We start from the raw sequence: 23,804 nt of genomic DNA on the forward strand, positions 1-23,804 counted from the left end.
CTACCAAAACTTCTTTTGCTCTGATCTGTCCATTAACTTCTAATAAATCATTTAAATCTTGACCATTCATTCCGATTCCAACCTTTCCGTTTGTGTCAATCTCAAAGCGAGGTGTCCAAACAGTTCCTACACTTGAAGAAACTCCAAATAAAGTATGATGATGGTTCGTATTTCCTACTCCTGCATCACCTAAAACAATTGCAGATGTATTATCTCCTTCTTCATTGATAATCGTAAATGCATTACTGTTGTAATAGTAAAACCCTAAACCATTCACTCTAGTATTTGGACTATAAGTACGATATCTCAATTGAGCCCATTTATCAGTATCAATATTTCCAATACCAACAGCTCCTGTCTGGTCTTGATCATTATTAACTTCTACATTTAAAGTTACTTCAATCTCCCTTTCATCTGAAGATTGTTGGCCATTCATACTAAATGTAAAAGCAAAAAAAGAAAATGCTGCTAAAACAATTTTTTTCATATTAATATAATATTTTTATGCAAATATACAAACTTTAACTGCATTTTGTTATTTTTTTAACATTTAATATTCTCTTTTAAAACATAAAACCCTTATTTTGAGTGTTTTATAAAAATACTAGAATTTGTTTTAAAATATCATGAATACAATTCATTTTGTAATTTATTGAACTACAATCATTTTAAATATCTATTAAAAATAACATAACGTTTAGACCGTTATTTTTTATTTTTCATTCATAAATATGTAAGAAAATTATTAAAAAAAAGACTCTAAAAAATAAATCTTAATTTTAGAGCAACAAACCAAAAAAACATTTTATGATAACTAAAGATAAAATTCTTCTAGAAGGATATGAACATATTCGTTATAAACACAAACAATATGACGAAGAAGAAATGAAAGAAAGAAGTAAATCTTTTTTTGAATGGATGGATGAAAGACGTTCGGTTCGTCATTTTTCAGACAAACCAATTCCCATAGAAGTTATTAATAATATTCTCAAAACTGCTTCTACTGCACCTTCTGGTGCACATAAACAACCTTGGACTTTTTGTGTTGTTTCAAATCCAGAAATTAAAAAGCAAATTCGTGAAGCAGCAGAAGAAGAAGAAAGAAAAACCTATTCTAGCAGAATGAGCGATCAATGGCGAAAAGATTTGGCTCCCCTTGGAACAGATCCAAACAAACCTTTTTTAGAAACTGCTCCTTATCTAATTATTGTTTGTAAAAGAACTTTTGAGTTTGGCGAAAATAATGAAAAGCTACAAAATTATTATGTTAACGAATCCGTTGGTTTGGCATGTGGTTTTTTAATTTCTGCAATACATAATGCTGGATTAGTAACTTTAACACATACTCCTAGTCCAATGAATTTTTTAACTAAAATTTTAGACAGACCAAGTAATGAAAAACCTTTTTTATTACTTCCAATTGGTTATGAAGCAGAAGAAGTTTATGTTCCAAATATTGAAAGAAAACCTTTAGAAGAAATTGCCGTTTATTATTAAAAATTATTCTCAAGAGAAACTTTTATTCAATAAAATTCGTAAGTAAGTTGATAAGGAAATAAAAAACAAAAATAATGCTAATTCAAGTTGCAATTTACAATCAAATTCTTATTTCGAAAATTTCAGATATTTCTATAAAATTGGAAGAAGAAAATTCTGGAACAGAAACAATAGATTCTAGACAAATAGAATGGAAATTTCAACTAAATTTAAAAGAAGAAAAAACTATTTCTTTTAAAAATTCTGCAAAATATTCAAAGTGATTAAATTTCATTGTTGAATAAAAATTAAGTATCAAAATTTAAAGTTGTTTTTATCTAATTTAGGATAAAAGCAACTTTTTTATTTAAAAAGGTAGGGAATTTTATTTTTCAAGTGTTTTATAAAAAACACTATTAAACATTTTTTAAAAAATAAATAAAAATATTGATTCTGCCTTTTTGATTTATAATGATTCGTGAATGTTAAACAAAATATAGTCTAGCAAAATCAAACTCGTGAAAGCTAAATAAATTAACGTGATATGTATACAAATTACTCTAAGTAATTGATATTTTCTTTCGCCTTAAAGTTGCTTTAATACTCTTATTTAAAGCAACTTTTTTCTTTCTATAAATTATTTTTTAAAAAAAGAATTGATTTTTGATACAATACTTTTTCTAAAAAAGAGTTTTAAAAAAGTAACAAAAATCAAATATTACAATATCTATAAATATCTTATTTAAACTCAAACCATTTTAAACCTTAGATATATTTTAGTGATATATTCTACAAAAAAACTCTAGTAAAATTTACTAGAGTTTTTAGTTTGGTTAAGTTTAGTCTCGATTGGTAATTTCTTAATTTTTTTGAAAAAAATTATTTTATTATAATCTTCATTTTAATTTACAAAATAATTAAATACAAAACTGTTAGAAAGCATTTAATTTTTAATAAAAAAATTAAATATTTTAAATCCTTCAGATTTTTTTTCCATTTTCTTCATAGATTCTTCAAAAAACATTAAATAATTCATCTGAATTTAAAAGGAATAACATACTTTAAAAAGCTATTTATTTTTGTAACAAATTCTCAAATACTTTATCAGATAAAAAGCTATTTTAGCTAAAAAATAAACAGATTTTGAAAGCAATTTATAAAAAATACATTTTAAACTTTAAACAAGCTAGCGGAACATCTCGTGGAGTTTTACGAACAAAAGAAACCTATTTTCTTTATTTAATTGATAATGAAAAAAGAGGAATCGGAGAATGTGCTGTTTTTAGAGGTTTGAGTGCCGATGATCGACCAGATTATGAAAGAAAATTACAATGGGTTTGTGAGAATATTCAATTGGGAAAAGAAAAATTATTAGAAGAATTATATGAATTTCCTTCTATTCAATTTGGAATTGAACAAGCATTTTTATCCTTTGATAACAACAATATGTTCTCTCTTTTTCCTTCAAATTTTACAACTGGGAAAGAAGCTATAAATATCAACGGTTTGATTTGGATGGGTGATAAAAACTTCATGAATAAACAAATCGAAGAAAAAATAAAAGCTGGTTTTACTACTATAAAAATGAAAATTGGCGCTATTGATTTTAATACAGAAATCGATTTATTACAAAGTATTCGTTCTAATTTTTCAGTATATGATATTGAACTTCGGGTAGATGCAAACGGTGCTTTTTCTCCAGAGGAGGCATTGAAAAAACTAGATCGTTTATCAAAATTGGAAATTCATTCTATCGAACAACCAATCAAACAAGAACAATGGATTGAAATGGCTAAACTCTGTAAAGAAACTCCACTTCCAATTGCTTTAGATGAAGACTTAATCGGTGTGTTTTTTAAAGAAGAAAAAGAAATTATTTTAAAAGAAATTCAACCGCAATATATTATTTTAAAACCAAGTTTAGTTGGTGGAATTCAAGGTTCAAATGAATGGATTGAATATGCGGAAAAATACAATATTGGTTGGTGGATTACTTCTGCTTTAGAAAGTAATATTGGCTTAAATGCAATTGCACAATACACATATTCTTTACAAAATAAAATGCCGCAAGGTCTTGGAACTGGAGGACTTTTTACAAATAATATTGCTTCTCCTTTAGAAGTAAAAAACGGTTCTTTACATTACAATACTACTAAAAATTGGCATTTAGAAGATTTATTCTTTAATTAAAAACAACAGAAACATTAGAAAAAAATGAATTTTATACAAACTGGAAAATTAGGAAAAAATGAATGGTGGCGATATGTTGCAACAATATTAATTGTTATGCTAGGAACTCAACTTGGTTCAATTCCTTTAGTAATTGTTGCATTTATCGAAGCTGGTGATTTTCAAAATTTTTCAAATGCAGCAGTCGATAATTTCGCAAGTTTAGATATTAATAAAAACGTTTATTTAATTTTAATGCTCATAACCTTTATTGTTGGTTTATTACTATTATGGTTTTGCATAAAATTTATCCATCAAAAAACAATGACTAGTATTATAACTGCTAGAAAAAAAATGGATTGGAAACGTTTCTTTTTTGGTGCCGGAATTTGGGGAATCATTACAATTATTACTATTTCAATTGGTATTTTTTTAGCTCCTGAAAATTATACCTGGAACTTTCAAGCTGGTCCTTTTTTCATTTTATTAATCATTTCCATTTTATTAATTCCTTTACAAACCTCTCTTGAAGAATTACTTTTTAGAGGTTATTTAATGCAAGGGTTAGGAATATTATCCAAAAGTCCTTTTTTCGCTTTAATTATAACCTCAGTAATCTTTGGTTTACTTCATATTGCAAATCCAGAAGTTGATAAAGTTGGGAACTTGATAATGGTATATTATATTGGAACTGGATTGTTTTTTGGAATTGTTACTTTAATGGATAATGGAACAGAATTGGCTCTAGGAATGCATGCTATAAATAATATTCTTGCTTCTGTTTATGTCACAGCAAATTGGACTGTTTTTCAAACAGACGCTCTTTTTGTTGACAATGCCGAGCCTTCTCTTGGAATTGATACTTTCCTTCCTGTTTTTATTTTATACCCTCTACTTCTATTTATATTTTCTAAAAAATATGGTTGGAAAAATTGGCAAAAAAAATTAATAGGTTAAACAAAAATCTTGTTTTAAAATCTCTTAATTATAAAATTAATTCATGAAAAAAGAAATAGATATTTTTTTCACAGCTTTAATGTTTTTCACAAGAATTCCTTGTCCAAAATGGATTAATCATTCTAGCGAAATTTTAAATAAAAGCACTCGTTATTTTTCTTTAGTCGGGCTAATTGTTGGTGGAATCTCAGCAATTATATTCTATGGTTTTAGCTTTTTATTTCCAATTTCTATTACGATTTTAATCAGTATGATTGGATCTATTTGGGTAACTGGTGCTTTTCATGAAGATGGATTTGCTGATGTTTGTGATGGTTTTGGTGGAGGCTGGACAAAAGAGAAGATTTTAACAATCATGAAAGATTCTCGGCTTGGAACTTATGGAACAGTTGGTTTAGTTGGAATTTTAGCTTTAAAATTTTTAACGCTTTCTAATTTACCTGAAACAATTATAATTTTCACAATCATTTCTGGACATACAATTAGTAGATTTTTTGCTACAGGAATAATTTATTTTCTACCATATGTACAAGATATTGATAAAAGTAAAGTGAAACCTTCTGCGGATAAAATGCCTTTTTCTTCTTTGTTTATTAATGCAATTTTCGGAATTGGAAGCTTGCTTTTATTTCAAAATTATAAAGTCTTTTTTGTATTAATTCCAATGTTTATTTCTACTTTTTTATTAGGTAAATATTATAAAAAGTGGATTGGTGGACAAACAGGAGATTGTGCCGGAGCTGCGCAACAAATCAATGAAATTATATTTTATCTTACACTTGTAATAATTTATGGAAATTAAACTAATTCGACATACAACACCAGATATTGGGAAAGGAATTTGTTATGGACAAAGTGATATTCCTTTAAAAAAGACATTCAATGAAGAAGCGAAAATTGTATTAGAAAAATTAGGTTCTTCTTCTGGTTTTAAAGTTTATTCTAGTCCTTTAAAAAGATGTACATATTTAGCTGAAAAAATAAACCCAGAATTTACAATTTCTAAAAGTTTATTAGAAATGAATTTTGGAGATTGGGAAATGAAACCTTGGAACTCTATTCCACGAGAAAGTAGTGAAGCTTGGATGCAAGATTTTGTACATGTAAAAGTTCCTAATGGTGAATCTTATATCGAATTATACACACGAGTTATTTCTTTTTTAAATACAATCATTTCAAAAAATGAAAATGCAATTTTTGTAACACATTCAGGTGTCATTCGAAGTATTTTAGCACATATTACAGATTTAAAATTAAAAGATTCTTTTACATTTGATATTCCCTTTGGAAGCGTCATTTCTATATTTTATGAAAATGGGAAATTTTCAACCAATTTTAACCCCAAAAAAAATGATTAAACAAGTTTTAAAATATTTCTTTTTATCTATTTTAATTTCTTCTATTTCTATTGCTTGTGAGAGTAAAAAAAAGGAAGATAAAACAATACAATCTCAAGAAAATAATGTTGTAACTTCAAATATTGAACATGCAAAAGGATTTCAAATTGAAACTGTTGGAAATGTTCAAAAATTAACCATTACTTCTCCTAAATCTTCTAAACAAGAATCTTTTATCTTAGCAAAAAAAGGAGTTGAAATTCCTGAAAATTGGAAGGATTTCCAAAAAATTCAAATTCCAATTGAGAAAATAATTGTGACTTCAACAACACATATTCCAATGTTAGAAGCTATAAACAAAGAACGTTCATTAGTTGGTTTTCCTCACACTTTTTATGTTTCTTCTAAAAGAACAAGATCCTTAATTGATGCTGGTTCTATTGCTGAAATTGGAAATCAAGCAGAATTGAATAGTGAAAAAGTTCTTGAACTTTCTCCTGATATTTTAGTTGGTTTTATGGTAGATAATGAACCTAAATCTTATAAAACAATTCGAAGAGCAGGAATTCCGATTCTTTTAAATGGAGATTGGTTAGAAGAAACTCCTTTAGGAAAAGCAGAATGGATTAAGTTTTTTGGAGCTCTTTATGGGGAAAGTGATTTAGCTAATAAAACATTTGAAAATATTAAAAAGGAATATATTTTTGCTAAAAACATTGCTAAAAAATCTAAAACTATTCCAACAATTCTTTCTGGACATATGTATAAAGATATTTGGAATTTACCAGCAGGACAGAGTTATGTTGCACAGTTTTTTAAAGATGCAAATACAGATTATTTATGGAAAAATTCAACGGGAACTGGAAGTTTATCTTTAAACTTTGAAACTGTCTTAGATAAAGCAAAACATGCTGAATTATGGATTGGAGCAAGTAATTTTACAACATATACAGAAATGCAAAATTCAAATAAACATTATACAGAATTTGATGCATTTAAAAATAAAAAAGTCTATTCTTTTGGTACAAAAAAAGGTGAAACAGGAGGTTTACTTTATTATGAGTATGGAATGTTACGTCCAGATTTAATTTTAAAAGATATTGTAAAAATTGCACATCCTGAAACTTTACAAGATTATAAATTTACTTTTTTTGAACCATTAAAAAATGAATAAAAATTAACCAAAAAATAAAAATAATATGAAATACATTATCTTCGATTTAGAAGCTACATGTTGGGAAAAAGCAAACGGAAGAAAAAATGAAGTAATTGAAATTGGCGCTGTTATGGTCAATGAAAACAAAGAAATTGTTTCAGAGTTTGAACAATTTGTTAAGCCTAGTAAAGAACCTATTTTAAGTGATTTTTGCACAAAACTGACTTCTATTACACAAAAAGATGTAGAAAATGCGCCATATTTTCAAGAAGCAATTGAAAATTTTAAAAATTGAATTGGAACAAATTCAGAAGAATATGTATTATGTTCTTGGGGATTTTTTGATAGAAATCAATTAGAATATGAATCAAAAACGAAAGGTTTGAATTATCATTGGGTTTCAAATCACATTAGTTTAAAACATCAATATACTTCAGTAAGTGGAGCGAAAAGAAACATGGGAATGAAAGGAGCTTTATTAAAAGAAGGATTTTCTTTAGATGGTACACATCATAGAGGAATTGATGATGCAAGGAATATTAATAAAATTTTCTTGAAATATTTCGATTCTTGGGAGATTTAAATTAATTCTAGAATATTTTTTTTCATATTTATATTTAAGTAGATAACCAAAATAAATAATTCTATAACATTTAAATTATAATAAAATTACATATTTAACTTAAACTATATTATTTATTTAACTTATAAAATTACATATTTTATTTTATTTTTCAGAATTAGTTACTATTACTAAATTCGCCAACTATTTTTAATAAATTAAATATGAAATTAAAATTATTATTGGCATTGTTTATTTGTACTATTAACATGTACGGACAAATAACTTTTAAAAAAGGATATTTTATAAATAACAATGGAGAAAAAAAAGAATGCTTAATTAAAGATGTTGATTGGAAAAACTCTCCTATAAACTTTGAATATAAGTTTACTAAAAAAGGAAAAATTAATACGCAATCAATTGAAAATGTAAAAGAATTTGGAGGAAAAGATCTTTCAACATGTAGAAGATTTGAAGTAGAAATTGATAAATCATCTGATAATTTATCTTATTTAGATCATAAAAGAAACCCTAGATTTCATAAAGAAACTTTATTCTTAAAATTAATTGTTGAAGGAAAAGCTAATTTGTATGTATATACAGAAACAGGTTTAGTTAGATTTTTCATTGAAAAAGAAGATTTACCTATAACACAATTGGTTTACAAAAGATTCAGAACACCAAAAAATCCTTCAATTCTTAGAAAGAATAATTATTATAAACAGCAATTAAAAAAATATTTGATTTGTGATGACATTAAAATTTCAAAACTTGAAAATGCTGTTTATACTACAAATAGTCTTTCAAAATTATTTGTAGACTACAATTTTTGTGGTAAAGAGAAAGAAGAAGAATTCTCTAAAATAGAGAATAAAACAAAAACAAAATTTCACTTAAATATTCAACCTTCTTTTAAAATCTCAAATACAGGTATTAAAGGAGCTTATTATATTTATAGGAATCAATATATAGATATTGATTTTTCAAATTTAAATAGATTTCAATTTGGTCTAGAAGCGGAAATTATTTTGCCTTTTAACAATTCTAAATGGTCTACTTTTTTAAATCCAATTTTAAAAACAGGAAGTGACACAGTGGATATTGAATATGACAATATTGAATTCAAAATGACTGCTTTAGAATTGAATTTAGGTTTAAGACATTACATGTTTTTGAATAAAAACTCTAAATTATTCATCAATGCTTTTTTATCACATGATATTCATTTTAATTCTTCTATTAATTTTAAAGAAAGAACAAGCGTTAGGCCTAATTTAGAACCTAAAAGTGCAACAACTTTTGGAGGTGGATTTGGGTTAAAGCTATATGATAAATTTAGTGGAGAAGTTCGTATTTATGGAAATAAAAACTTTCTAAGAGAATATATTAGTTGGGAAGGTAAAGACCAAACTATTTCAATAATTTTAGGTTACACATTATTATAATAAAAAAAGCATCCAAATTTGGATGCTTTTTTCAGTTTTTTATATGATTAAACCTAAGCCAAACAAAATTGAAAATAGAAAAGTGCTTAAAGCTAATTTTTTCAATTCTGGATCGAAATCTTTCGGTTTTTTCGTTTTTATTGCTTTTAATAAATGCTTAATAATCGGAATAAATGCAAGGATAAAAATAAATTGAAATGGCGATTTATATTCTAAAATTGAATATAAAATAGCGGTTATCAATGCTCCAAGTATTAAAAATTTATGATATGAAATTGCTTTTTCAGAACCTAATTTTACAACCAATGTATTTTTATTTGATTTTTTATCAGAGTTTATATCCCTCATATTATTCAAATTCAATACCCCAGTACTTAATAATCCAACAGAAATAGCAGGTAAGAAAATTGTCCAATTTAGATTTTTGGTAAAAAGAAAATAAGTTCCACAGACGCTTAATAAACCAAAAAATATAAAAACAAAAATATCACCAAGCCCACTATAACCGTAAGCATTTTTTCCCATTGTATATTTCATTGCGGCAATAATACTTGCAACAATTAATACAATAAAGATTAATGTTAATAGGAAATTTTCTTTTCCAAAAGCGATGTAAATCAGACTTAAACCAAGAATTGCAGAAATTACAATACTAATGATAATTCCTTTCAACATTTGTTTTGGAGAAATCGCTCCAGATTGAAGTGCTCTTTCTGGTCCGATTCGATCTTTATTATCTGTTCCCTTTACACCGTCACCATAGTCATTTGCGAAATTAGAAAGAACTTGAAACCCAATAGTTGTAAATAATGCAAGAATCACAATTCCTGCATTTGTATAACCATTAGAAGCTGCTATAAAGCTACCTAATATAATTCCTGACACAGACAGTGGTAAAGTTCGCAATCTTGCAGCGCTTACCCAGTCTTTAATTGATGCCATTTTTTAATATTTTTCTTCTTCTCCACTTAAAGCTAAAGCTTCTCTTACATCAATGTCTTTTCCAAAAGATTGTGCAATAACAAAACAGTCTTTAAATCCTAATTTGATTAAATCTTGCTTTAAAGTATAAACTTCTTCATACGTTGGAAAATTACCAACAGAATATTTATTAATTCCGCTAATATTTTTCTCTGCTACATTACTGAAGTTTTCAGAAATTAATTCAATATTGAAATCTTCATAAGCTCCAAGTTGCACACTGTAAACCACTTCTAAATTTGCTGAAGAAAACTCTGGTGTAGTTGAAGTTGTTTCAACAGGCTCTTCTGGTTGATTTGCTAATAAATTTTCGTATTGAAAACGGATACTTTTATATTTCTGTAAAGTATCAACGTTTACAGTATCTAGATTTCTATCTAATAAATAAGTATCAACAATTTCATTATTATTCGGAGAAAATGAAAAGAAAACAACAACAGAAGATAAAATTCCAATAATTGCAATTGCAATCAATGCTGTTCTTTGCTTTTTAAACTTTTCTAATTCTTCCTCTTTTTCTTCAATATTTTCATTCAGTAATCTAACTTTAGCTGCCTCATCTTTGAGTCTAACTAATTCGTTCTGTTCTAAGTATGGCATAATTATTAATTAAGGGTTGAAAAGCTTCAATTGCTAAATCTACTTTTTTTAGTTCTAGTATGCAAGCAATTTAAAACATTTTTCAACGCTAATTTAGGAATAAAAAACGATAAATTTCTTATTATAATTCTTCTGCATTTGCGATTAACTCTGCAATGTCTAAAACTTCAATTTCTGCTTCTTTCTCTTTTACTTTTACTCCATCTGTCATCATTGTATTACAGAATGGACATCCAGTTGCGATAATTTCAGGTTTTACTTCAATTGCATCTTCTGTTCTCTCTACATTAATGTCTTTATCTCCTTTTTCTGGCTCTTTAAACATTTGTGCACCACCAGCTCCACAACATAATCCGTTGATTCTACAACGTTTCATTTCTACTAATTCAACTTCTAATTTTTGAATTAAATCTCTTGGAGCTTCATACACTTCATTTGCTCTTCCTAAATAACATGGATCATGGAAAGTAATTCTTTTTCCTTTGTAACTTCCACCTTCAACAGTCATTCTTCCTTCATCTAAAAGAGATTTCAAGAATTGTGTGTGGTGCATTACTTCATAATTTCCTCCTAATCCTGGATATTCATTTTTAATTGTATTAAAACAATGCGGACAAGCAGTCACAATTTTTTTCACTTCATATGCATTCATGATTTCAATATTCGTCATTGCCTGCATTTGAAAAACAAATTCGTTTCCAGCTCTCTTAGCTGGATCTCCTGTACAACTTTCTTCTGTTCCTAAAACTGCAAATTCTACATTTGCTTTATTTAATATTTTTACAAAAGCTTTTGTAATTTTTTTAGCTCTATCATCAAAACTTCCAGCACATCCAACCCAAAATAAAACTTCAGGTTGTTTTCCTTGAGCCATCATTTCGGCCATAGTTGGTACATTCATTGTCTGTGTATTTTTGGTCTGTATTAAAGAAAAAGAAATTTAATGTTCTTCATCTTTAAAAACTTCAATTATATGATTCTTTTTAATTAAATCTGTAAACTTTCCTCGATATCGAGTTGCTTGTACAGAATGATTATCTATCCAATGGTAATTTCCTCCTCTTGGTTTTCCCATTAATAGATTATGATATTTAAAACCATGATGCTCTAGCCAATAAACGGTATCTTCTCGATGATCTTCAGTTCTTGAAGTAAAAAAAGTAATGATATGACCTTCATCATACCATCTATTTATTGTTTCTAAAGCATCTTCAAATACGGCAGCATGTCGCATTTTTTCAGATTCTTCGTTTGGTATATCGTCGCAAACGGTTCCGTCAATATCAATAAGGTAATTTTTAATATTTGGGGGTAAATCCGATGGTATAACATTCTTTGCTGCCATATTTTTAAGATTTAAAATTGTTTATGATTCGTCTTTCCAATTTAAACGATCCATCTGGTTATACTGCCAAGGCGCTCCATTATTCTCAATGTTTGTCATCATTAAGTTTAATTCTTGCGGTGCAGCAGATTGTTCCATTACTAGATATTGACGCATATCCATAATAATAGAAAGTGGATCGATATTCACTGGACATTCTTCTACACAAGCATTACAACTTGTACATGCCCATAATTCTTCCGGAGTAATATAATCGTTTAGAAGTTGTTTTCCATCTTCTTGGAAACTTCCATTTTTATCAATGTTTTTTCCAATTTCCTCCATTCTATCACGAGTTTTCATCATGATAGCACGTGGAGATAATTCTTTTCCAGTTTGATTTGCAGGACAAACAGAAGTACAACGCCCACATTCTGTACATGTGTAAGCATTCATTAATTGTACCCAATTTAAATCTGTTGCATCACTTGCACCAAATTTCTCTGGTTCTCCTTCTTCTTCTGTATGTTCAGCAGGAGCTGCAAATGGATCAGCATTTGGATCCATCATCATCTCTACTTCTTTCTTTACAGTTTCATTATTTCTAAACTTTCCTTTTGGTTCTAAATTCGCATAATACGTATTTGGGAAAGCTAATAAAATGTGTAAATGTTTAGAGAAATATAAATAATTTAAGAAGAATAAAATTCCTGCAATGTGTAACCACCAAGTTATTCTTTCAATAATGTGAAGTGTATCTGGATTTGTTGGTAAAATATCAGCTATAAATCTACTAATTGGATTTCCTGCATTCATTTCTTGAAAATGCACATCCGATGCATTCATTGTAAGGAATAAAATCATTAAAATAGCTTCAATATAAAGAATCAAGTTTCCATCTTCTTTTGGCCAACCTTTCATTTCTTTATTCCAGAAACGCTTTAATTTCACTACATTTCTACGTAACCAAAAAATAGTTACTGCTACAATAACCATAAAAGCTAAAATCTCGAAACTTCCGATTAGAAATGAATAAAATCCTCCTAAAAATGAAAGAATTCTATGCGTACCAAATAATCCATCTATAATGATTTCTAGTACTTCAATGTTAATGATGATAAATCCAACATAAACAATAATATGTAATAAACCAGCAATTGGTCTTCTTACCATTTTTGATTGTCCTAAGGCAATATTTGCCATATTCTTCCAACGAAGATTTGAATTATCAGATCTATCTAATGGTTTTCCTAATTTAATATTTCGAACTAACTTCTTTACATTTCTTGTAAAGTATCCTATTCCTACCACTAAAAGAATAGCAAAAAGAATATTTGGTATGTATTGCATTTGTTTTTGGTTTGTTTTTGTTTGGGGTGTGATTTAGAATCACAATATTTTAATTCCTTTTGTTTTACTTTTATTTCACTTCATTTATTTTTTATTCATTTGGATTTGCAGGACGAACATAAGGTCTTTCCTTTCTTCCAAATACAGAAATATTCACATATCTCTTAGGATGTAACTTTATATCTTGAATTAATTCTTCCATTTGTTTAGAAGCATTTTTTAAATTCACATATAAAGAATCATTTTTCATAAATTGTCCTAAAGTTCCTTCTCCGTTTTCTATTCCTGCAACTAAATTATCAATATTCGTCATTGTAGATTTCATCTTTTTAAATGTAACACCAAGTTCAGCATTTAAAATGGTATCTGAAACCTTTTCAAAATTAGAAGTTAAAGAAGCAATATTTTTCATTGAATGATCTAAATCTCCTCCTTTTTTAGTAATATCATTTAGAGAATAAGACATTTTCTTGAAGTTGGAAACTGTTCCTTGCAAATCTTTAATTGCATCTTTTAAAAGAACTCTTGATTGTGCATTTAAGACATCATTTAATCCAACAATCAAAGAATCTGTACTTGATAAAACAACAGATAATTTCTCTTGTAAAGGTTCTAATTTTTCTGCAACTGTTGCTAAAATATCTGGTTCTACTCTTCCTGGTAAATAATCTCCAGATTCTGCTGTAGTTCCATCAAATTTTGGCTTAATTTCAATAAGTTGTCCACCAGCTAAACCTGCACTTGCAATAACTGCTTCACTACTTTTTGAAAATGTAATTGCGTTTTCTAAAGAAAATGCAACAATAATTTTTCCTTTGTCTTCTGGATCAAAATTTATTTTGCTGACTTTTCCTATTTGTAAACCGTTCATCGTTACAATACTTGCAGTGTTTAAACCTTGAACATTTTCATATTTTGCATAGAATGTTCTCAGTCTTCCATCAAATAAATTATGTCCTTTTAAATAGTTATATCCCCATATAAATAGAGCTAAAACTATCATAAATACAATTCCTGTTTTTAATTCCCTAGTTAATTTCAAAATAGCATTATTTTAATTAAAGCAATATTACTAATATTTTTCGGATTTCCTTATTTATTTTTATTTTCAAATAATTCTTCCAAAGTTATCTTATCTCCGTTTTTAAAAGCAATAATATAAGAAGTGCTATACCCTTTATTCTTAGCACGTTTCAAATTTTCTCTTGCCTTTTTATAGTCGGAAGTTTCACCATAATAATAACGATAAATTCTTCCTACTTTTACTCTTTGAATGTCTTTTAATCCTTTAAAATTTCTAGAATATGTCTTAATTTTATTTTTACTTGAAGCAATTTGCACTTTAAAAATAACTCCTTCAAGACTCGTTTTACTAATTTTCGCCTTTGGTTTTGCCTTTTTAACTTCTTTTTTTTCTATTTTTTTAACAGGTTTTTCTTCTTTAATTTCTGTAATTTCATCAATCGAATTTACTTCCAACATTTCAACATATTGTATAATTGCATTTGCAATAGATTGTGAAATATCATTTTGTCCTTTTTCCGAAATTAAATAATCACATTCCTTTTTATTTGTAAGAAATCCTGCTTCAATCAAAATACTCGGCATATATGTTTGATGCAAAACAATTAACCCAAGTTGTTTTACACCTCTGTTTTTTCTTTTTAACTTTTGTGTAAAATTATTCTGAACTAAACTTGCAATTGTCAAGCTTTTATCCAAATTTTCTTCTTGGATTAAAGTCAAACCTAAAAATGATTCTGGAGAATTTAAATCAAATCCTCTATAATTCTCTTTATAGTTTTCCTCTAATAAAATTACGGAATTTTCTTTTTTCGCAACTTCTAAATTTTTTTGATTCGCATTTACTCCTAAAACATATGTTTCTGTTCCATGTGCAGCAGAAGTGTGCGCATTTAAATGAATCGATACAAATAAATCTGCTTCAGCCTTGTTAGCTATACTTCCTCGCTCCCATAAATCCACAAAAACATCTGTTTTTCTTGTATAGATAACTTTAATTCTCTTATTCTTTGTTAAAATCTCACCTACTTTTTTTGTTATTTTTAACGCGACATCTTTTTCTTTATACTTTCTAAATGCTACTTTTCCGGGGTCTTTTCCTCCATGCCCTGCATCTAAAACAATTACATATTGCTTTTTTTGTGCATGTAACATTTGACCATTTAGTAGTATATTGCATACTAACAAACAGAAAAATAAACGTTTAGCAATCTTATAATTTTTAATAATTAGTTGTGATTTCATCAATATATTTTAATTATTTTTGGGCTGTTAAAATTTACATAGAGTTTTCTTAAATTTATTATTACAAAAATAGTACATAAAGCATTGCAAACAAACTTATATAAATCACTTTTAATATTGATATTCATTGGAGTTGGACTAATGAAATCAAATGCTAATGTAATTGGGCCTAAAAATTCATCTACATACAATACAGCATTTTTAAAAAATAAAACGTTTATTCCTACCACTTTTCAGCAAGAAGATGATAGTTTGAAAGAAAACGAAAATGTTGAAATTTTAGTCGATACACTACAACCTGAAAAAAAAGAATTTTTATCAGATATCGTAGATCGCTATGCTGAAGAAAAAATCGTTTCTAATCGTAGAACAAATAAAACACTATTATATAATAAAGCAAAAATCCAGTATCAAGATATGACAATTGAAGCTGGACAAATTATTATTAATAATAATACAAACGAAATCACAGCAAAAGGAATCTATATCGACAGCCTTGGTTATACGCAAAGACCTAAATTTATGCAAGCAGGGCAAGAATCAGTCCAAGATTCTATCATTTTTAATTTTGATACTCGTCGTGCTTTAATTTGGGGGATGAATTCTGAACAACAAGGACTTTTAACTTATGGAACAGAAGCGAAAAGAGTAAATGATTCTACATATTATGCAAGAGGTTTAAAAGTTACTACTTCAAAAAAGAAAAATCCAGATTATTATATCTATATAAATAAAGCAAAAGTAATTCCTAATAAAAAAATTATCGCAGGAACAGCAAATCTTGTAATCGCAGATGTACCAACGCCTCTAGCGATTCCATTTGCATATATTCCTTTGACTCAAGATAGAAGTTCTGGTTTGATTATTCCAACTTGGGGAGATTCCAACCAACAAGGTTATTTCTTTCAAAATGGAGGTTATTATTTTGCAATTAATGATTATTTCGATTTAACACTTTTAGGAGATATTTATACCAATGGAAGTTGGGGATTTAGAGCACAATCTAATTATGTAGTTCGTTATAAGTTTAGAGGAAACTTTAGTTTCGATTATGAAAATTTAATCACAAGTTTACGTGGACTTTCAGATTATGCGAAAGCAACAAATTATAACATTCGTTGGTCGCATTCTCAAGATCAAAAAGCAAGTCCGAACAGTCGTTTTTCTGCTTCTGTAAACTTAGGTAGTAGTCAATATTATCGTCAATCTTTAAATGAATTAAACAATAATAATTTCTTAACGAATACTTTAAGTTCGTCGATTTCTTATTATAAGAATTTTGTTGGAACACCATTTAATATGACGGTTTCTTTAACACAAAATCAAAATACAAATACAGAATCGATTTCCATGACTTTACCTGCATTACAAGTAAACATGGATCGTATTTATCCTTTTGAGCCAAAATCTGGTTCAAAAACAAATGCTTTACATAAATTAGGTCTTACATATTCTTTTAGAGGAGAAAATAGAATTAACACAACAGATGAATTTTTCTTTAAAAAAGAAATGTGGGATGATGCTCGTTTCGGAATTCAACACGATGTTTCTGCAAACACAAACATGAAAGTTTTAAATTATTTTACACTTTCGCCAAGAGCATCTTATAAAGAAGTTTGGTATTTCGATCAAATTGAAAAAAGCTATGATCCAAACTTAAATGAAGTTCAAACAGATACGATCAACGGATTTACTTCTTTTAGAGAATATTCTTTTGGAACTTCTTTATCAACAAAAATCTACGGAACTTTTAACTTTAAAAAAGGAAAATTAAAAGCGATTAGACATACTATTACACCAAGTATTTCTTACAATTATCGTCCTGATTTTTCTTTTTATAATGAAACAGTTCAAACAAATAATAATCCTTTTCAAGAAGAGGAATATTCTCCTTTTCAAAATGGAATTTTTGGATCACCAAGCTCAGGATTATCTAGTTCTATAGGAATTTCTGTTAACAATAATGTGGAAGCAAAAATTGCCTCCGATGATCCTGAAGAAGAACCCAAAAGAATTACTTTAATTAATAATTTAAGTTTTTCTACAAGCTATAATATTGCAGCAGATTCTTTAAATTGGAGTCCTGTAAGTGTGAATATGGGAACTAATTTTTTCAATAATAAAGTATCTCTAAACATGAACGCTTCTTTGGACCCTTATGCAATTAATGCAGATGGAAGAAGAATCAATACATTTAATATTGATAACGGAGGAAGCTTATTTCGTTTGACAAATGCTGGTTTAAATACAAGTTTTTCACTTTCTAGTGAAATGTTTAATCCAGAACAAAAATCACCTAAAAATTCTCAAGAAAACTTTGATGATCCTGATGGACTTTACGGAGGAAACTTAAATACTTCGAATCAAATTCAAGATGAAGAAGAGGAAGAAGATGAAGAGAAAAAAGTCGATTTATACAATGCTAAAATTCCTTGGCGATTAAGTGTGAATTATGCTTTAACTTATTCAAAACCTGCTAGAGAAAGTAATCTTTTAAGTTCTTTACAATTTAATGGAGATATTGAACTAACTCCAAAATGGGGAGTTGGATTTTCTTCTGGATATGATTTTGAAGAACAAGGTTTTACTTATACACAACTTCGTTTTTCTAGAGATTTAGATAGTTGGAAGTTTAATTTCAACTGGGTACCATTTGGAACAAGAAGAACCTATTATTTCTTCATTGGAGTTAAATCTTCTGTATTAAGTGATCTTAAATACGATCAAAATCAACCACCTGAAAGAATCTTATTCTAAAAATAAAATTATATTATGTTAAAAAAAATTATTCATACAGACAAAGCTCCAGCGCCAATTGGACCTTATAATCAAGCTGTTTTAGCTGGAAACACTCTTTATACTTCTGGACAAATTGCTATCAATCCTGAAACAGGAGAACTTGTGATGGGTTCTATTGAAATAGAAACAAAACAAGTAATGGAAAATATGAAAGCTGTTTTAGAAGCTGCTGGATTAACTTTTGAAAATGTAGTAAAAACTTCTATTTTCATTTCTGACATGAATAACTTTCAACGAATTAATGAAGTTTATGCAACTTATTTTGATGAAAGTGCAGCTCCAGCCAGAGAAACTGTAGAAGTTGCTTGCTTACCAAAAAGTGTAAATGTGGAAATTTCTATGATTGCTATTAAAAGCTAATCTTTTAAATATAAAAACTAAAAAAGGACTTGAAAATTTAAATTCAAGTCCTTTTTTTTATGCTCCAAAAACAGCTTTCATCAATAAGTTTGCTGTCGCTGGATTTGTTGCTAACGGAACGTCATGTACATCACAAAGACGCATTAACATTGAAATATCTGGCTCATGCGGATGTTTTGCTAAAGGATCTCTAAAGAAAAAAACTAATTTCGTTTTTCCTTCAGCAACTCTTGCAGCAATTTGTGCATCTCCTCCATTTGGTCCAGATAAATATCTTGTTACATTATTAAACCCAGCTTGAATTGCTTTTTGACCGGTTGTTCCTGTTGCAATTAATTGAATTTGATTTGTATTTATCAACGCTTTATGATTCATTAAAAATTGAATCATTTCTGCTTTTTTTCCATCGTGTGCGATTATTGCTATCTCCATCAATCTTTCTATTTTTTATTCCAAAATTACTATTTAATCGACTATTGTTAGATTTCCTTTATTAAATATTTGTAAACTTAAGCTTATTAAATTTACTCTTCATTTTCAAAGTTTAATACTTTATTTCTTCTAATATCAGGCTCTACAATTCCGTCCATTTCACTTTTCTTTTTCTTCTTTTTCTTCTTTTTATTTGCTTTTATAGAATCCTTTGGTTTAATGATTTTTAATTTTTCCAATAATTCTCTTCCTGTATCAAAATCTACTGTATAAGTTAAACCTGCTCCTTGTGTATAACCTTCTTCTTCTTCATATTGAATTTCATTTTGACGATTAAACACAGTTGCTCTAAAAGTTCCATCTTCATTTAATAAAAATTCCACTTTTAATTCCCCAATTACAGTTGTTTCTCTTCTAGATTCTACTGGAACACCAACTTTTCCGTTGATAATAATTTTATCATTAATATGTGTTTCTAAAGAAATTCCTAACTGATCTTCAATAATTTGATCAATATCTCCTGTATTATCTCCAGCTGTATAATCAATTCCAATTTTTACTTTTTCATCTCCATTATTTAAAATGTTTGTCAAAATATTAGATAAAATATCATATCCTGTTGCTGTCAATGTTCCATTTACTCCAAAATTATCCTCATCGAAGAAACTTCCAGAAATCAATAAAGAGATAAACTGTCTTAATTTATTATTAGGATCATTATCATTTAATTTAAATGCCAACTCGGATGAAACCACCGAACTAGAATTTGGAATTTGAATATCAAATTCTTTTGTTGAATCGAATAATTCTCCTGAAAATCTTGTAATCAAATCAATTGGAACTTTTCTACTTGTATTGATATTTTCTAATAAAGGTTGCGGATTTGCAAGAACTCGATAAATCGCTTCAATATTAATTTCTGCATCAAGTGGATTTCCATTCCAAGAAATTGTCCCTCCTTTTTGCACTTCAAATGGTTTATTGATAATTCCACCATAAATCAAATTATAAACTCCTTGTTCCACAGTAAAATCACCATACATATTGAATTTTCCGTTTGTATTAATTTCAATTTGTAGATTTCCTGTTCCACTTCCTTTTAAAGTACTTCCAGAAGATTGATCTAAAATCATTTCAACTTGTGCATCTTTTGTAATTTCTAAATTGAAATTTAAAGCTGTTCCTTTTAAACTTTCAATCAGAATTTCATTTTGCTTATCAATTGATTGTTCATCTTTACTATTTGTTTTAAAAACTAATAAATTAGAAGCACTTACTGTTTTGACATCACTAACTGGAATTACGAAATTTGTTCCTGCTTTTGTTTTTCCATTTACATTAATTTCCAAATCATCCACAGGTCCAACAATTTGTGCATTTCCTTCCAAATATCCAGTTCCATAGTAGCGACTATCTTCTTTTGGTTTTGTATCTAAAACCAACATATTTTTTGTGTCAATATGTAAATTTAAATCCCAATCTTTAAACTTTTGATGCATAACAGTTCCGTATAACTGACCTGTTGTTCCTTCTTTTGTATCTTTTAAAGTAACATCTTGTACATCAATTGTTTGATTGTAAAATTCAATTACAGAAGTTCCTGCAAAATCATAATCGACACCGAGATATTCCATTTTTGCACCAGCTTTATCTAAAAATAATCCTCCATTTATATCTGGATTTTCTAAAGGCCCTTTAATTTCTAAATTCGTGTATGCATATCCTCGAATATTAGAAATAATTTTATTTCCAAAAGGCTTTAAAGCAATTAAATTAAACTTATTTAGCTGTAAATTCATATCAATTTCTGGAACTTCTGTTTCAAAATCAATATATCCTCTTGCATTAAAACTTTTATAAGAACCCGCATCAATAGAAGCTCTAACTTCATAGGTTTTTATCGAATTTTGTCCTTCAATATCAATTCTAACATCTCCTTGAATTGTATCATTAATTTCAAAATTATCAATTGACAAAGAAGCTTGAGGCATTAATTCATTTCTGGTTTTCTTATATTCTAAATCTCCATTGATGACACCAGCTAATTTTAAAAATTTCGAACTTGGTGTGATATTTTCTAAATGAACATTTTCAAATTTAAAATTTAAATCTTGTGAAAGTGAATCTTGAATTTGTCCATAAAATTCCAAAGCTTGATCTCCTGATTTAATTTGAATTTTCTCAAAATCAAAACTTTTCATTCCTAAATCAAAAATCACTTTATTCATATTATCGGCATTCGGATTAATATACCATCTTTTATCTTTGAATTTAAAGTTTGATTTTTGAAAACCAATTACCGATTTATTATCTTTATCAATTGTATGATAAAAAGCCAAACTATAGCGTTCTGTATCGTTTTTTCCACCTCTAAATTCCGTTCTAAAAAACAAAGTATCATTCAGAATTTTATTTACTAAATGTAAATTTGAAATATCATAATATTTAGAATCTACATCTTTTACCGATAATTGTGTATTGAAAAGTGGGTTATTACTATCTAATTGAAAGTTGATGGATTTAATGATATTATCATAAATATTCAAACTTGGAGAATCTAAAGATAGTTTTATCAAGTTTTTTCCTTCATCTAATTGTCCTTTTAAAGTCGTTTTTGGCGCAATTTTAATTTTCGGGAAAAATACTTCGATAATTTGACTATGAATATTAAAAGTAAAATCTAAATATTGTCCTTTTGTTACTTTATAAGGTTTAAAATTCGAATATTTACTTCCTAAAGTATTTAAAACCAAATCAGGCAAGTCACGGAAATAATAATGACCTTCCATTTTTCCATCAATAATATCTGGAGAATCGATAGTAATTGTTCTTGTACTATCTTGTAAAGTAGAAGAAACCTCAAAATCTTTAAATGTATATTCATCAAAACTACTTTTGTAAAAAGAATTGGTAAACTTTACGCTTCCAACTAAATTTTCAAAAGAATTTCCTTCTACATTAATTGCAATATCTCCACGTATTTCTGAAATTGTATCTTTTGTAAATAAATGCAATTCATAAAAATCTGCATGCTCTACTTTTGCTGTAAAATCATATTTATACACTTTTAAAGATAAATCCGCCAAACCGTTGAATTTCATCTTAAAGTTTTTATCATTTACATCTAATTCACCAACGAAAACACGCTTTTTGAATTCTCCATTAATATTTATATTTCGATATGTATAGCCTAAATATTGATGTTTTGTAATTTTTCCTTTAATCGAAGTATCTAAATCTTCAATTGTAAATCCTTTACCATCTACATCTGCATTTAAAGAAATTAGACCAATTTTTGGATCATTGACAACTTTTCCTAATTCAAAATCTTTTACAATAATTTTTCCTTTATAAGAAGCATCATCAATATTTCGAATATTCGAAATCATTAATTTCGAATCAATTTCTCCAATATCTGTTTGAAGAACAATATCTAATCCGATATATTCTTTTGTAATATCAGCTTCTCCAGTTACTTCAAAAAATCCTAAACTTTGAAAAACTGTTGGCAATTTTTCACCTAAAATTTGTGGTAATAAATTTTTCAGATTTTCATAATTAGAAGCAACTTTTCGCATGTTTGTCACAATCTTAAAATCTTGTTCTTTTGAAAACAATCCTTTAAAGTGAAAATCTCCATCAATCATCGTCCCATTATCTGAAGACATTACCAATTTTGTGGTGAATAAATCGTTTAGCGTTCCGTTTAATTTTGTATTAAAATGAATAATATCTTCTTTCCCTAACTCTCCATAAAGCTTATTTAAATCAAAAAGAGAAAGATTCGAATTCATCACTTCTCCACTGATTTTCACTTTATTCACAAAATCTCGCATTGCTTCTGAATCGTAAGAAAAAATCAAATTTGCATGAATATCTGAAGTTTGCGTTGCAATAGTTGTATTTTTAAACAACATATTTTCTTTAGTATAAGTAAAATCTGTTGTTAAATTTTTAACATCTAATCGATTATTTTCAAACAAACTTACATTTCTAAGATTTCCATATACATTTGAACCTTCCACTTTAAATTGCTCAATTGTTCCTGTAATCTTTTCAAAAGTTAACGGATTACTTTCTGAGTTTAAATTTTGGATTCTTACATTTCCGTTATTTAAGAAAATATTTGTGAAAGAAAGTTCGAAAACAGAAGTAGAATCTTTTGGCTTATCACTTTTAAACTTATCTACAAAAACATTTAAATTCGATTGTTCTTCTCCTTTATAAGTTGTCATATAAAAATAAGCTCCTCTTAAATTTACATCTTCAAAATCCAACCTACTATTAAGAATATTTCGATAACTCATGATTGTTGTTTTCAACTCTGTAACATGAATTAATGTGTCTTTATGATGATCATCGATTTGAACGTTTTTGAATTTCACACTTCCAAGTAACGACAAATCAATTTTTTCAATGTTTATGCTAACGCCATATTTTGAATCTAAGAAATTTGAAGCTTTTCTTCCTAAGAAAGTTTGAACTGCAGGTATTGCAAGTAAAATACTCAGCAGCAGTAAAAAAAGGAAAAGTCCTTTTAAAAAACGTAACAGTATTTTTTTTAATCGTTTGATAAGCTTTAAATTTG

The 23,804-nt window shown here is 27.8% G+C and carries 22 protein-coding genes; 12 read left to right on the forward strand and 10 right to left on the reverse strand.

Annotated features, from left to right (window positions below; translation table 11 throughout):
* Positions 1-487, reverse strand: a 487-nt coding sequence (locus I1A51_RS00005; protein ID WP_196890325.1) for a hypothetical protein, incomplete at its 3' end; no start/stop codon positions are given.
* A 320-nt stretch (positions 488-807) separates the two neighbouring features.
* On the opposite strand from I1A51_RS00005, the gene I1A51_RS00010 reads away from it, so the two are divergent.
* The 10 genes from I1A51_RS00010 (at position 808) to I1A51_RS00055 (ending at position 9,102) form a co-directional block, all read left to right on the forward strand.
* The gene (locus I1A51_RS00010; RefSeq protein WP_196890326.1) at positions 808-1,497 is read left to right on the forward strand and encodes a nitroreductase family protein; all 690 of its coding nucleotides are present in this window, start codon (positions 808-810) and stop codon (positions 1,495-1,497) included.
* 74 nt (positions 1,498-1,571) lie between these two features.
* Positions 1,572-1,760, forward strand: a complete 189-nt coding sequence (locus I1A51_RS00015; protein ID WP_196890327.1) for a hypothetical protein — start codon at positions 1,572-1,574, stop codon at positions 1,758-1,760.
* An 859-nt stretch (positions 1,761-2,619) separates the two neighbouring features.
* On the forward strand, positions 2,620-3,666 hold the full coding sequence (locus I1A51_RS00020; RefSeq protein WP_196890328.1) for an o-succinylbenzoate synthase: 1,047 nt from the start codon (positions 2,620-2,622) through the stop codon (positions 3,664-3,666).
* Positions 3,667-3,690: 24 nt separating this feature from the next.
* Positions 3,691-4,602: a CPBP family intramembrane glutamic endopeptidase gene (locus I1A51_RS00025; RefSeq protein WP_196890329.1), complete on the forward strand. Its 912-nt coding sequence runs from the start codon at positions 3,691-3,693 to the stop codon at positions 4,600-4,602.
* A gap of 43 nt (positions 4,603-4,645) precedes the next feature.
* A complete protein-coding gene (locus tag I1A51_RS00030; protein WP_196890330.1) occupies positions 4,646-5,404 on the forward strand; it encodes an adenosylcobinamide-GDP ribazoletransferase in 759 nt (252 codons plus the stop codon).
* Complete coding sequence (cobC, locus tag I1A51_RS00035) at positions 5,394-5,960, forward strand: alpha-ribazole phosphatase (protein WP_196890331.1); 567 nt, start codon at positions 5,394-5,396, stop codon at positions 5,958-5,960. Before I1A51_RS00030 ends, cobC begins: the two co-directional genes overlap by 11 nt.
* A complete protein-coding gene (locus tag I1A51_RS00040) occupies positions 5,953-7,113 on the forward strand; it encodes an ABC transporter substrate-binding protein (RefSeq protein WP_196890332.1) in 1,161 nt (386 codons plus the stop codon). Before cobC ends, I1A51_RS00040 begins: the two co-directional genes overlap by 8 nt.
* A gap of 25 nt (positions 7,114-7,138) precedes the next feature.
* Entirely contained in the window at positions 7,139-7,390 is a 252-nt protein-coding gene (locus I1A51_RS00045) for a 3'-5' exonuclease (RefSeq protein ID WP_196890333.1), read from the forward strand.
* Between the two features lie 87 nt (positions 7,391-7,477).
* Positions 7,478-7,678, forward strand: coding sequence for a 3'-5' exonuclease family protein (locus I1A51_RS00050; protein ID WP_196890334.1), 201 nt, complete (start codon positions 7,478-7,480; stop codon positions 7,676-7,678).
* 203 nt (positions 7,679-7,881) lie between these two features.
* Positions 7,882-9,102 carry a tRNA modification GTPase gene (locus tag I1A51_RS00055; RefSeq protein ID WP_196890335.1) on the forward strand — a complete coding sequence of 407 codons (1,221 nt, stop codon included), beginning with the start codon at positions 7,882-7,884 and terminating at the stop codon, positions 9,100-9,102.
* 39 nt (positions 9,103-9,141) lie between these two features.
* Here I1A51_RS00055 and I1A51_RS00060 read toward each other — a convergent pair whose 3' ends face one another.
* From I1A51_RS00060 to I1A51_RS00090, 7 genes are all read right to left on the reverse strand, one after another.
* Positions 9,142-10,044, reverse strand: a complete 903-nt coding sequence (locus I1A51_RS00060) for a 1,4-dihydroxy-2-naphthoate polyprenyltransferase (RefSeq protein ID WP_196890336.1) — start codon at positions 10,042-10,044, stop codon at positions 9,142-9,144.
* 3 nt (positions 10,045-10,047) lie between these two features.
* Positions 10,048-10,683, reverse strand: a complete 636-nt coding sequence (locus I1A51_RS00065) for an SPOR domain-containing protein (RefSeq protein ID WP_196890337.1) — start codon at positions 10,681-10,683, stop codon at positions 10,048-10,050.
* Positions 10,684-10,804: 121 nt separating this feature from the next.
* Positions 10,805-11,584 carry a (Fe-S)-binding protein gene (locus I1A51_RS00070; RefSeq protein WP_196890338.1) on the reverse strand — a complete coding sequence of 260 codons (780 nt, stop codon included), beginning with the start codon at positions 11,582-11,584 and terminating at the stop codon, positions 10,805-10,807.
* Positions 11,585-11,623: 39 nt separating this feature from the next.
* A complete protein-coding gene (locus tag I1A51_RS00075; RefSeq protein WP_196890339.1) occupies positions 11,624-12,028 on the reverse strand; it encodes an LNS2 domain-containing protein in 405 nt (134 codons plus the stop codon).
* 21 nt (positions 12,029-12,049) lie between these two features.
* Positions 12,050-13,357 (reverse strand): (Fe-S)-binding protein, encoded by a 1,308-nt coding sequence (locus I1A51_RS00080; RefSeq protein ID WP_196890340.1) that lies wholly within the window; start codon positions 13,355-13,357, stop codon positions 12,050-12,052.
* Between the two features lie 91 nt (positions 13,358-13,448).
* Positions 13,449-14,399 (reverse strand): MlaD family protein, encoded by a 951-nt coding sequence (locus I1A51_RS00085; protein WP_196890341.1) that lies wholly within the window; start codon positions 14,397-14,399, stop codon positions 13,449-13,451.
* Between the two features lie 50 nt (positions 14,400-14,449).
* A complete protein-coding gene (locus I1A51_RS00090) occupies positions 14,450-15,625 on the reverse strand; it encodes an N-acetylmuramoyl-L-alanine amidase family protein (RefSeq protein ID WP_231373925.1) in 1,176 nt (391 codons plus the stop codon).
* 141 nt (positions 15,626-15,766) lie between these two features.
* Between I1A51_RS00090 and I1A51_RS00095 the strand changes: the two genes are divergently transcribed.
* Entirely contained in the window at positions 15,767-18,382 is a 2,616-nt protein-coding gene (locus I1A51_RS00095; RefSeq protein ID WP_196890342.1) for a putative LPS assembly protein LptD, read from the forward strand.
* Between the two features lie 15 nt (positions 18,383-18,397).
* Positions 18,398-18,784 (forward strand): RidA family protein, encoded by a 387-nt coding sequence (locus I1A51_RS00100; RefSeq protein ID WP_196890343.1) that lies wholly within the window; start codon positions 18,398-18,400, stop codon positions 18,782-18,784.
* Between the two features lie 57 nt (positions 18,785-18,841).
* Here I1A51_RS00100 and I1A51_RS00105 read toward each other — a convergent pair whose 3' ends face one another.
* Together I1A51_RS00105 and I1A51_RS00110 are read right to left on the reverse strand one after the other, a co-directional pair.
* Positions 18,842-19,216: a methylglyoxal synthase gene (locus I1A51_RS00105; RefSeq protein ID WP_196890344.1), complete on the reverse strand. Its 375-nt coding sequence runs from the start codon at positions 19,214-19,216 to the stop codon at positions 18,842-18,844.
* A gap of 92 nt (positions 19,217-19,308) precedes the next feature.
* Positions 19,309-23,619, reverse strand: coding sequence for a translocation/assembly module TamB domain-containing protein (locus tag I1A51_RS00110; protein ID WP_196890345.1), 4,311 nt, complete (start codon positions 23,617-23,619; stop codon positions 19,309-19,311).
* Positions 23,620-23,804: the final 185 nt, after the last annotated feature.

The sequence above is a fragment of the Aureivirga marina genome (genome assembly GCF_015767265.1).
GTDB lineage: Bacteria > Bacteroidota > Bacteroidia > Flavobacteriales > Flavobacteriaceae > Aureivirga > Aureivirga marina.